This window comes from Neobacillus terrisolis, assembly GCF_051233475.1.
GTDB lineage: Bacteria > Bacillota > Bacilli > Bacillales > Cytobacillaceae > Bacillus_BU.
Genome location: NZ_JBKFGH010000011.1, coordinates 139,706 through 151,655 on the forward strand (window position 1 = coordinate 139,706; position 11,950 = coordinate 151,655).

Consider the following 11,950-nt stretch of genomic DNA (forward strand, 5'->3'; position numbering starts at 1 on the left):
ATGTTTTTAATATTTAAGCGATTTTTTCTATATCCTTCGCATCGCTAAAATATTATCATCAAAGTAGGGGCGTATTTTAGGCCGCTCACGGCTTAGTTAGGAGTGATGGAATGATTACCTATTTTATTCTCTCTTATTTTCTGGGAAGCATCATGACAGGGTATATCGTCGTCAAGCTACTGGGTGAAAAGGATATTCGCGAACAAGGGAGCGGAAACGTCGGTGCGCGAAATGCCGGTCGCATTCATGGGAAAAAGGGATTTATCCTAACCTTCCTTGGGGATGCTGCCAAAGGGGCACTCGTCATCATCATAGCTCGAACTTTTCATTACTCAGAAGAAGTACAACTCGCAGGCTTGGCCCTTGCTATTCTCGGCCACATAAAACCCATTTTTCTACAATTCAAAGGGGGAAAAGGGGTCTCAACCTTTATTGGCGGAATCATCCTATTTGAACCATATGTAGTTCCGCCAATTATAGCCATATTTCTGTTTCTTTATTTTTTCCTAAAAAGCTTTACCCTTTCAGGACTGGGAGCATTTCTGTTGATACCAGTCACCCTTTATTATCTTGAATTTTCTGGGCTGAGCATCCTCTTGGTCAGTGGGATGCTGATTATGCTTTATGCTGCACATATCGATAATATAAAGGAAAGGCTGGAGAAAAATGAGCGAAAATCATGATTATCTATTTAAAATTGCCGCCCAACCACATGAGTTTCAGCAAATCCACCGTTTAAATTATCAAACCTTTGTTAATGAAATCCCGCAGCATGAACAAAACGAGCAGGGAATACTAGTCGACCCTTACCACAATGAAAATACATATATTATCTGTTTAAAAGAAACACAGGTCGTCGGCATGATTGCCATTCGCGACGTCCGCCCCTTTTCCTTAGATAAAAAAATCGGTCCAGTTGAGGACTCGCTGCCAATCGAAACAAACAAACTATGTGAAATTCGGCTTTTATCAGTGGATAAAGATTACCGTCATGGCCGGGTTTTTCTTGGTTTGGCTCAATTTTTGGCCCGTTACTGCTTGAAGAAAGGTTATGATGCAACCGTCATTTCAGGAACAGTCCGGCAATTAAAGCTCTACAGCCAAATGGGTTTTCAGCCATTTTCCCGCCTCGTTGGTACGGAGGAAGCCCAATATCAGCCGATGTACTTAACAAAGGAAACGTTTGCGAAGTCAGTGGCAGGGCGTATCATTAAGCCAACGGTAAATTTCCTTCCAGGCCCTGTGCCGATCAGAGAAGATGTTAAAGCCGCATTAACGCGCGAGCCAATCTCACACCGCTCTGAAATGTTTTTAGAAAAAATGCACTTAACCCAAAAGCAGCTCTGTGAATTGACGAATAGCCGGTATGTCAAAATTATGCTTGGTTCAGGTACATTAGCAAACGATGCGATTGCCGCCCAATTATCCCTGCTACCCAACAAAAAAGGATTAATTTTAGTAAATGGAGAATTTGGGGCGAGATTAACCGGGCAGGCAGCAAGAATGGGTCTTGAGTTTGATGTGCTGGAAAACGCATGGGGGCAGCCGTTCACTCGAAATCAGCTCCTCCAATATATCAGCGAAGATACTGAATGGATTTGGGCTGTCCATAGTGAAACTTCAACCGGAATGTTAAATGACATGGATATGTTGAAGGAAGTAGCTGCCCAAAACCAAATAAAGCTATGCATGGATTGCATTAGTTCGATTGGCGCTGTTCCGATCGATCTTAATGGAGTATACCTTGCATCAGGGGTGAGCGGGAAAGCGATTGGAGCGTTTACTGGCCTTTCCTTTGTTTTTCATCAGCATCCGGTTCAACCTTCTAGTAAATTACCAAAATATATTGATTTGGGAATGTACTGTGAACATAACAGCATTCCATATTCACACTCTTCAAATTTACTTGAGGCTCTTCATACCGCGTTACTTTTTAACCCTCAAGATCGTTATGATAAAATAAAGCAAACCTATCGCTCCATTAAAGATAGTTTAAATGAAATGGAATTAAAAACTGTCACACCGGAACAATACGCATCACCGACGATTTTCACAATTGAGATACCATCCAACATTTCCTCTGTTGAACTTGGGGAAACTCTTTACTATCAAGGTTTTCAGCTTCATTATGAAAGCAGCTATTTACGCGAAAAGAATTGGCTCCAAATCGCCACATTAGGAGATTATCATGGTGATGACATTAATAAAATGTTGAATTTATTTGCAAAATTCCTTGATTATGAAAATAATGCGTTATTAGAATTACAAAAGTAAGTTAGGAGAACAGTCATGAACTTAAAAAAGTTATTCGAAATGCAAAAAGGATTAGACAGCCACATTGAGGAACAACATAATTTACAAACAGAGGATTTGTTTGACCGCAAAGTTTTGGCATTGCTTGTTGAACTGGGCGAGCTTGCGAATGAAACACGTTGCTTTAAATTCTGGAGTTTAAAAGCTCCATCGCCAAAAGAAGTTATTCTTGAGGAATATGTAGATGGGATCCATTTCATGTTATCTTTAGGGATTGTCTGTGATTTTACAGAAAAAGTAACAGTACATAACAACGAAGCTAACATCGTGGAGTTAACTGAACAATTTTTAGAAATCTACCGACTCATCAATGTGTTCCGTACAAACCGTTCATTACAGGCATATCAGGACATGTTTCAGTCCTACCTATGTCTAGCCAATTTACTAGGCTATACAAATGTCGAAATTGAACAGGCATATCTTCAAAAAAACGAAGTAAATTATGAAAGACAACAACAAGGCTATTAGCACTGTTTTTTTACTTTCTAAAATCCGTTTTGTATAATGAGGAACAAGCGAAACTAAATGAAGGGAGTCGAAATAGATGGCAAAATTAGATGAAATGTTAACGATGCTAAAAGATTTAACAGACGCCAAAGGAATTCCCGGCAATGAGCGTGAAGCACGAGAGGTCATGAAAAAATACATAGCGCCGTTTGCTGACGAAGTGACAACCGATAATCTAGGCAGTTTAATCGCCAAGAAGGTAGGCAAAGAGGGCGGCCCGAAAATAATGGTTGCCGGGCATTTGGATGAAGTCGGCTTTATGATTACGAACATTGATGATAAGGGATTCCTCCGCTTTCAACCAGTAGGCGGTTGGTGGGGACAGGTTATGCTCGCTCAGCGGGTTACGATTGTAACGAGCAAAGGGGATGTAACGGGTGTTATCGGTTCGAAGCCACCGCATATCCTGTCTGCAGAAGCTCGCAAAAAAACAGTTGAAATTAAGGACATGTTTATTGATATTGGTGCTTCAAGCAAGGAAGAGGCAAAGGAATGGGGCGTTAAGCCGGGAGATATGGTCGTTCCATATTTTGAATTTACGGTCATGAATAATGAGAAAATGCTGCTTGCAAAAGCATGGGATAATCGTATCGGCTGTGCAATCGCGATTGAGGTTTTAAAAAGACTTCACGGTACAGAGCACCCGAATGTCGTCTATGGAGTCGGAACGGTTCAGGAGGAGGTTGGCTTACGTGGAGCCAAGACATCTGCTTATAAAATTGAACCGGATATTGCCTTTGGTGTCGATGTCGGGATTGCAGGAGATACTCCAGGGGTAACGGAAAAAGAGGCACTTGGAAAAATGGGAGCCGGGCCACAAATTGTTCTTTACGATGCATCAATGGTATCCCATAAAGGTTTGCGGGATTTCGTTACGGATGTAGCCGATGAACATGAAATTCCATATCAATATGAGGCGATGCCAGGTGGCGGGACAGATTCTGGAGCCATCCACCTTTCTCATAAAGGTGTTCCAGCGCTATCAATTGGAATTGCGACTCGCTATATCCATTCTCATGCTGCGATGCTTCACCGTGACGACTTTGAGAATGCTGTTAAATTAATCGTTGAAGTAATTAAACGATTGGATCAACAAACGGTTGACACAATTACGTATCAGTAAAAAGTAAGAGGGTACCGCATCATGCGCGGTACCCTCAACTTATGTTTTATATTAACGTTTTAACCCATTTTCAAGTAGCCCAAGCATTTCACTTTTTTCCTGTTCTGAAGCACTTTCCCAAATGACTTCAAATAAAACGCCGAGACCAGGAAGCATTTTTTCCTCACCAGTTTGAATGGCATCTACAATCGTGTCGCGCAGCTCGTCTTGAGAATTTCCTGATACATTTTGAATAATAGCGTGACGTAAATTTAAATTCACCTTTCTATTCACTCCTTCTATTTCCAATTCGAATCTTAGCATTTGTAAATTTGCATTTTTTTATGTAAAAAATTTAGTATATAATAAAGAAATTGAACTTGAAGAATGGAAGGAGTGACAATGGTGAAACACATACACTCTGTTAAAAACCCGCAAATAAAGGAATGGAAGAAGCTATTAACAAAAAAAGAACGAGATAAAACGGGAACGTTTTTAATAGAAGGATTTCATTTAGTCGAAGAAGCGCTAAAACAAGAGGATGTTATCATACAATTAATCGTAAATGAGGAAACTGAACTGCCTCCTGCATGGAATGATGGCTCGATTCCGGTAACACTTGTCACGGAAGAAATTATTAAGACGTTGTCAGATACAGAAACTCCACAGGGGGTTATTGCGATTTGCCGTCAAACGAGAAAGGATATAACTGAAATCAGTGGGAAGACCTTCCTTTTGATTGATGCAGTTCAGGATCCTGGGAATGTTGGAACGATTATCAGGACTGCTGACGCTGCAGGGATAGATGCGGTTATTGTCGGCCAGGGAAGCGTTGATATTTATAATCCAAAGGTGCTGCGCTCCGCCCAGGGAAGCCATTTTCACTTGCCGATTATCAATGGAGACTTGCCATTTTGGCTTAACAAATTGGCAGAGAATCACATTCCGGTTTACGGAACCTCGCTTGAAAATGGTCAAGTGTATACAGAAACTGCTCCTGCTGAATCGTTTGCGTTAATTGTGGGCAATGAGGGGAACGGGGTCAATAAACAGCTTCTCGCACAAACGGCAAAAAACTTATACATACCGATCTTCGGCAAGAGTGAGTCGTTAAATGTAGCTGTAGCGACAGGCATTTTACTCTATTATTTGAAAAAAAGCTGATAATCATTTGAAACTGTTAGTAAAATATACTATAATTAACAGCAAATTGCATGAACAAAAAACGTTGATGGAGAAAAGTAGCTCATACCCGACCATTTAGGGAGAAAATGCCGCAGACTGGAAGCATTTTTATGGAAGGCTTAAGTGAAGTTCACCTCCGGAGTTGGCATCGGGACCAATTCATGATTGTATCGCGCAGGTCGCCTTACCTTTCTTGAGTTGTAAAGATGCATCGGCCCAAGCCGTTATCCTAATGAAGCGAACAAGCGTAATGTTGCTTGTTAATAAGGGTGGTACCGCGAACCAAACCTCGTCCCTTTTCAGGGCGAGGTTTTTTTGTGTTTAAAAATGGCATTATTTTTTGGCTGTGTTAAAGAACATTGTTGTTTTTGAGCACGCTGTTGATTGGAGCGGAAGGTGCGAGACTCCTGCGGGAGAAGGTGTCACGGGAGACCCCACAGGCGCTTGCGCCGAGGAGGCTCCCGGACTCCCCCGCGGAAAGCGAGCACCTGCAGCGGAAATCAACAGCCCTATTTAACAAAGCTTTCTAAAAAGAAAACCATGTATATAAAGGAGGAAATAAACATGCAGGAAAGATTAAAGGAACTGCAGACAGAAGCGCTTGAAAAAATTGAGCAATCGGCAAATCTAAAAGAACTCAACGATATTCGTGTTGCCTATTTAGGAAAAAAAGGCCCAATCACAGAAGTACTAAGAGGGATGGGCAGCCTGTCTGCCGAAGAACGCCCAAAAATGGGAGCACTTGTGAATGAAGTCAGAGAAGAAATTGCTTCTAAAATCGAAACAAAACAGCAAGAACTTGAAGCTGCAGCGATCAATGAAAAGCTTGCTGCCGAAACCATTGATGTAACATTACCAGGAAGACCAGTGAGAGTCGGAAATCATCATCCACTGACAAGAATCATTGAAGAAGCAGAAGACTTTTTCATCGGTATGGGCTATACGATTGCCGAAGGTCCCGAAGTGGAATCAGACTTCTATAACTTTGAAGCACTAAACTTGCCAAAAGGTCATCCGGCCCGTGATATGCAGGATTCCTTCTATATTACTGAAGAGATTTTACTGCGTACTCACACTTCACCAATGCAGGCACGGACAATGGAAAAAAAGAAAGGCAAAGGTCCTGTTAAAATCATCTGTCCGGGTAAAGTGTATCGTCGTGACAACGATGATGCGACCCACTCTCATCAATTTATGCAAATTGAGGGTCTTGTAGTCGATGAAAATATCCGTATGAGCGACCTTAAAGGAACGCTTGATTTGTTTGCGAAAAAGATGTTTGGCGAAGACCGTGAAATTCGCTTACGCCCAAGCTTTTTCCCATTCACCGAGCCATCCGTAGAGGTTGATATCTCTTGTAAAATTTGCGGCGGTAAAGGCTGTAATGTTTGTAAAGGAACAGGCTGGATTGAAGTATTAGGTGCTGGAATGGTTCATCCTAATGTACTTGAAATGGCCGGCTTTGATTCGAAGAAATACACCGGCTTTGCATTCGGAATCGGTGTGGAAAGAATTGCGATGCTCAAATACGGTGTCGATGATATCCGTCACTATTATACAAATGACATACGATTCATTAAACAATTCTCTTTGCACGAATCACTATAAATAAGGAGGACATGAACCATGTTCGTATCATATAAATGGCTGCAGGAATACGTTGATTTAGACGGAATGACTGCCGAGGAGTTAGCTGATAAAATCACCAAAAGCGGGATTGAAGTGGAAGGAGTAGAACTCCTTAACGATGGAATGAAAGGCATTGTCGTCGGTCATGTTGTCGAACGCGAACAGCATCCAAATGCCGACAAACTGAGCAAATGCCAGGTAGACCTTGGTGGCGAAGCACCGGTCCAAATCATTTGCGGAGCGCCGAATGTTGCGCAAGGTCAAAAGGTTGCCGTTGCAACTGTTGGGGCCGTATTACCGGGTAATTTTAAAATCAAAAAAGCAAAGCTTCGCGGCGAAGAATCGAACGGGATGATTTGTTCCTTGCAGGAGCTGGGGATTGAAAGCAAGCTTGTTGCGAAAGAGTATTCAGAAGGAATCTTTGTTTTTCCAAGTGATACCGAAGTAGGTCAGGATGCGCTTGCACTATTAAATCGCGATGACCATATCTTAGAGCTTAGCTTAACTCCAAATCGTGCCGATGCGTTAAGCATGCTCGGTGTTGCTTATGAAGTCGCTGCAATCTTAGGAAAAGAAGTGAAGCTGCCACAGCCTAAAGTAGAGGCTTCAAGCGAAAAAGCTTCCGATTATATTAAGGTAAGTGTCGAAGCAAACGAAGATAACCCCATTTATACAGCAAAGGTTATTAAAAACGTAAAAATCGGCCCATCACCATTATGGATGCAAACAAGACTAATGGCAGCAGGGATTCGACCACATAACAATGTTGTCGATATCACGAACTATATTCTGCTTGAATACGGTCAGCCATTACACGCATTTGATTATGATCGTTTCGGTTCAAAAGAAGTGTTGGTTCGCCGGGCGCACCAAGGTGAAGAAATCGTCACTCTCGATGATGCGAAACGGACATTAACTGCTGACCATCTTGTTATTACGAACGGAAGTGTTCCAGTTGCACTAGCTGGTGTAATGGGTGGAGCAAACTCCGAAGTTCAGGCAGATACAACGACCGTTCTATTAGAGTCAGCGTACTTCAGCGGTGGTGTAATCCGTAAAGCATCTAAAGATCACGGCTTACGTAGTGAAGCAAGCACCCGCTATGAGAAGGGCGTCGATCCGAATCGAGTCCGTCTGGCTGCAGAAAGAGCGGCTGCGTTAATCGCAGAATATGCCGGCGGTGAAGTTCTTGAAGGCACAGTCGAAGTGGATACTTACACTGCTGAGCCTGCGGTTGTATCGATTACATTAGAAAAAATAAACAAAGTCATCGGTACACAATTAACGCTGGAAGAAGTTCAAGATATTTTTGCAAAATTAAAATTCGAAGTGGTTACTGATAATGATTTGTTAACCGTGACAGTTCCAACACGCCGTGGTGATATTACGATCGAAGAGGATTTAATTGAAGAAGTGGCTCGACTCTATGGCTATGATAAATTGCCAATGACACTTCCCGTTGGTGAAACAGCACCTGGTTACTTAACTGACTATCAGCAAAAGCGTCGGGTGGTTCGCCGTTTCTTAGAAGGAGCCGGTCTTTACCAAGCGGTAACGTATTCTTTAACAAGTGCGGATAAGGCTGCTCAATTTGCGATTGAGAATCGAGAGCCAATTCGTCTGGCAATGCCGATGAGTGAGGAGCGCAGCATGCTCCGTTTAAGCATTGTTCCACAGCTGTTAGAGGCGTTAAAATACAACACAGCACGACAAATTGATAGCATTGGCTTATATGAGGTAGGAGCCGTTTTCTTAGCTAATGATAACGAAGTTTTACCTGAAGAGCGGGAACATGTTGCCGGCGCGATTACCGGCCTATGGCATGCTCATTCTTGGCAAGGTGAAAAGAAGCCAGTTGATTTCTTTGTATTAAAAGGAATTCTTGAAGGTTTATTTGCAAAACTTGGTCTTACAGATAAGGTGGAGTATCGCCAAGCAGCAATAGACAGAATGCATCCAGGAAGAACAGCAGCGGTTTTACTTAACGGTCAAGAAATTGGCTTTGTAGGACAGATCCATCCAAGTGTGCAAAAGGACTTGGATTTAAAAGATACGTTAGTCTTTGAATTATCGTTAAGTGCAATCCTTGCAGCAGCAACTGAACCACTAACATTCGAAGCGATTCCGAGATATCCTTCTATTACTCGGGACATTGCCTTAGTGGTGGATAAAGAAAAGACAGCTTTCGAGCTCGAACAAATCATTGTTGCAGCTGGCGGAACGCTTTTAAAAGACGTTCATGTGTTTGATTTGTACGAAGGTGAACGAATGGAACAAGGGAAAAAATCGATTGCCTTCTCATTAAAATATTTTGATCCGGAACGGACATTAACTGATGAGGACGTTACAAAGGCTCATGACAAAGTGTTAACTGCCGTTAAAGAACAAGCAGGAGCCGTTTTACGAGGCTAGCCTTAAAGAATAATGAAAGAAAATGAAACTGGGACGCATCTGGTCGAAAATTCGCACCTTTTGCGTCCCTTTTTGTCTGATTGTGACAACATTACTTTTCAGTTGATTGAAGTTCATGTTATAGTATAGAGTAGGACTTTCAAGGAAATGGGGGCGCAGACATTGTCAGAGGTACGTAAAAATCGAACAACTGTTGATATATTTGGCCAGCAATATACGATTGTTGGAACAGAAAGCACCAGCCACATTCGTCTTGTTGCCTCAATGGTTGACGAAAAAATGCGTGAAATTAGCAGCTCAAATCCTTCACTAGATATGACCAAATTGGCTGTTTTGACCGCAGTAAATGCCGTCAACGACTTAATAAAACTAAAGGATTTACTAGAGCTTCATGAGAAAGAAATTGAAAGGTAAAGGGCTTAAAATTCATGCTTGATCTTTTGATTATGATTCTATTAATAAGCGGTTTATTCATTGGAATAAGGCGAGGCCTCATTCTGCAGTTTATTCATCTTACTGGTTTTATAATTGCGTTTATTGTTGCCAAAATGTATGGAAATGATTTTGCCGATAAGCTTGTTCTTTGGGTTCCTTATCCAAGCTTTGGCAGTGATTCGCCAATGGATATGATTGTTAGCAATGGTAATCTAGAGAATGCCTACTATCGGGGAATTGCGTTTGTGATAATTTTCTTTGCGGTTAAAATTGCTCTGCAAATAATTGGTTCTATGCTTGACTTTATAGCAAATTTGCCATTATTAAAACAATTTAATACGATGGCTGGAGGAATTTTAGGATTTTTAGAGGTTTACCTTATTACATTTATAGTGTTATATTTTGCAGCACTCATACCTATAGAAATGATTCAAACTGCCTTACATAATTCATTATTAGCAGAAGGTATTGTCAAGTATACTCCGATATTATCTCAAGATATTAAAGAACTTTGGATTGATGTATAACGATAACTTCTCTTTTTAAGAGAAGTTTTTCTATTATTTAAAAAGGGTATGTTAAAAAGGATTAAGTGCTTACCTGTTAAGGAAGGCTGGTGTATCAAATGAATGCAAACAAGAAGGATATCATCCGATTATTGGAAACGATTGCAATTTATATGGAGCTGAAGGGCGAAAACACTTTTAAAATCGCAGCCTTCAGGAAGGCAGCCCAAGCTCTTGAAACAGATGACCGAAGCCTAAGTGAAATAACGGATTTTACTAAGCTTGCAGGAATAGGAAAAGGAACAGCAGCAGTCATCAATGAATATATCGAAACATCACAATCAACGGTTCTACAGCAATTAAAAGAAGAGGTTCCTGCCGGATTAATTCCGTTACTGCAATTGCCAGGTTTAGGCGGGAAAAAGATTGCCAAGCTATACCAGGAGTTAGGTATTGAAAATGTAGCGGATCTCGAAGAAGCCTGTCGGGCTGGGAAGGTTCAGGCACTGGCTGGGTTTGGTAAAAAAACAGAAGAAAAAATCCTTGCATCGATAACAGAAGCAGGAAAGCGTCCGGAACGGTTACCGATTGCCATGATGTTGCCAATTGCTGAAGCCATTGAAGCGGCATTAACGAAATTCTCAGGAATAGAAAAATTTTCAAGGGCAGGCAGCTTGCGGAGAATGAACGAAACGGTAAAGGATTTAGACTTCATTATTTCGACCGTTAATCCAGAAAACGTGAAAGAGCAGCTTCTCAACCTGCCGAACATTAAAGAAATTATTGCAGCAGGAAATACGAAGGTTTCACTGATTTTTGCTTTTTCTTATGATATTTCTGTCGATTTCCGAATTGTAAATCCGGAACAATACGCCTCCGCTCTGCTTCATTTTACAGGGTCAAAAGAACACAATGTAAAAATGAGACAGCTAGCAAAGGAACGAGGAGAAAAAATTAGTGAATACGGCGTGGAGAATGTCGAGACTGGTGAAGTCATTACTTTTTTAACTGAGCAGGAATTTTATCAGCATTTCGGTTTGCCGTTTATTCCCCCAGAAATTCGTGAGGACGGTTCAGAAGTTGAAAGTTTTTCAAATGATGTTGAGTTGATCGCATTAGAAGACATTAAAGGTGATCTCCATATGCACTCAACATGGAGTGATGGGGCCCATTCGATTGAAGAAATGGCGGAAGCCTGCCGAGCCCGTGGTTATCGTTATATGGCAATAACTGATCATTCGCAATTTTTAAAGGTTGCCAACGGTTTGACGGCAGACAGACTCCGGCAGCAACGACAGGAAATTAACCGATTAAATGAAAAATATGATGATTTTACGATTCTAGCAGGAGTCGAAATGGATATTTTACCTGATGGAAGTCTTGATTATCATGATGAGATGCTGGCGGAAATGGACCTTGTTATTGCATCGATCCACTCAGCCTTTTCCCAACCAAGGGAAAAGATTATGGCGAGGTTGAAAACAGCGTTAATGAACGCACATGTCGATATTATTGCCCACCCTACGGGAAGACTAATTGGGCGGCGTGACGGATATGATGTGGACATGGAGATGCTGATTGAATTGGCAAGGGAAACGAATACGGCCTTAGAACTTAATGCCAACCCGCATCGTTTAGATTTAGCCTATGAAAACTTAAAGACAGCCCAGGAAGCGGGCGTAAAGATTGTTATTAATACAGATGCTCATAAAATGGATACTTTAAATCATATCGAAATTGGAGTGGCAGCTGCTAAAAAAGGCTGGATCAAAAAATCCTCTGTTTTAAACGCGATGGACATAGAGGATTTATTAGCTTTTCTACAAAAATAATTAGTGTCTAGCTCCAGCGCCCAGCGCCA

The 11,950-nt window shown here is 41.5% G+C and carries 11 protein-coding genes and 1 other annotated feature; of the genes, 10 read left to right on the forward strand and 1 reads right to left on the reverse strand.

Going from position 1 to position 11,950, the window contains the following annotated elements; translation table 11 throughout:
* Window positions 1–110: 110 nt before the first annotated feature.
* The 4 genes from ACI48O_RS07925 (at window position 111) to ACI48O_RS07940 (ending at window position 3,943) form a co-directional block, all read left to right on the forward strand.
* Complete coding sequence (locus ACI48O_RS07925) at window positions 111–683, forward strand: glycerol-3-phosphate acyltransferase (RefSeq protein WP_435561189.1); 573 nt, start codon at window positions 111–113, stop codon at window positions 681–683.
* On the forward strand, window positions 667–2,274 hold the full coding sequence (locus ACI48O_RS07930; protein ID WP_435561190.1) for an aminotransferase class V-fold PLP-dependent enzyme: 1,608 nt from the start codon (window positions 667–669) through the stop codon (window positions 2,272–2,274). Before ACI48O_RS07925 ends, ACI48O_RS07930 begins: the two co-directional genes overlap by 17 nt.
* A 15-nt stretch (window positions 2,275–2,289) precedes the next feature.
* Window positions 2,290–2,781: a dUTP diphosphatase gene (locus ACI48O_RS07935; protein ID WP_435561191.1), complete on the forward strand. Its 492-nt coding sequence runs from the start codon at window positions 2,290–2,292 to the stop codon at window positions 2,779–2,781.
* A 76-nt stretch (window positions 2,782–2,857) separates the two neighbouring features.
* Window positions 2,858–3,943: a M42 family metallopeptidase gene (locus tag ACI48O_RS07940; protein WP_435561192.1), complete on the forward strand. Its 1,086-nt coding sequence runs from the start codon at window positions 2,858–2,860 to the stop codon at window positions 3,941–3,943.
* A 51-nt stretch (window positions 3,944–3,994) separates the two neighbouring features.
* On the opposite strand, the gene sspI is transcribed toward ACI48O_RS07940, so the two are convergent.
* The gene (sspI, locus tag ACI48O_RS07945) at window positions 3,995–4,204 is read right to left on the reverse strand and encodes a small acid-soluble spore protein SspI (RefSeq protein WP_435561193.1); all 210 of its coding nucleotides are present in this window, start codon (window positions 4,202–4,204) and stop codon (window positions 3,995–3,997) included.
* Window positions 4,205–4,327: 123 nt separating this feature from the next.
* Here sspI and ACI48O_RS07950 point away from each other — a divergent pair, with 123 nt between their 5' ends.
* From ACI48O_RS07950 to polX, 6 genes are all read left to right on the forward strand, one after another.
* On the forward strand, window positions 4,328–5,086 hold the full coding sequence (locus tag ACI48O_RS07950; RefSeq protein WP_435561339.1) for a TrmH family RNA methyltransferase: 759 nt from the start codon (window positions 4,328–4,330) through the stop codon (window positions 5,084–5,086).
* Between the two features lie 55 nt (window positions 5,087–5,141).
* Window positions 5,142–5,407: a binding site (T-box leader), on the forward strand.
* Between the two features lie 264 nt (window positions 5,408–5,671).
* Window positions 5,672–6,715 (forward strand): phenylalanine--tRNA ligase subunit alpha, encoded by a 1,044-nt coding sequence (gene pheS, locus ACI48O_RS07955; protein WP_435561194.1) that lies wholly within the window; start codon window positions 5,672–5,674, stop codon window positions 6,713–6,715.
* An 18-nt stretch (window positions 6,716–6,733) separates the two neighbouring features.
* Window positions 6,734–9,148 carry a phenylalanine--tRNA ligase subunit beta gene (pheT, locus tag ACI48O_RS07960; RefSeq protein ID WP_435561195.1) on the forward strand — a complete coding sequence of 805 codons (2,415 nt, stop codon included), beginning with the start codon at window positions 6,734–6,736 and terminating at the stop codon, window positions 9,146–9,148.
* A 162-nt stretch (window positions 9,149–9,310) separates the two neighbouring features.
* Window positions 9,311–9,562 (forward strand): cell division protein ZapA, encoded by a 252-nt coding sequence (zapA, locus tag ACI48O_RS07965; RefSeq protein WP_435561196.1) that lies wholly within the window; start codon window positions 9,311–9,313, stop codon window positions 9,560–9,562.
* A gap of 14 nt (window positions 9,563–9,576) precedes the next feature.
* A complete protein-coding gene (locus ACI48O_RS07970) occupies window positions 9,577–10,110 on the forward strand; it encodes a CvpA family protein (protein ID WP_435561197.1) in 534 nt (177 codons plus the stop codon).
* Window positions 10,111–10,208: 98 nt separating this feature from the next.
* Window positions 10,209–11,921: a DNA polymerase/3'-5' exonuclease PolX gene (gene polX, locus ACI48O_RS07975; protein WP_435561198.1), complete on the forward strand. Its 1,713-nt coding sequence runs from the start codon at window positions 10,209–10,211 to the stop codon at window positions 11,919–11,921.
* The last annotated feature ends 29 nt before the right edge of the window (window positions 11,922–11,950 follow it).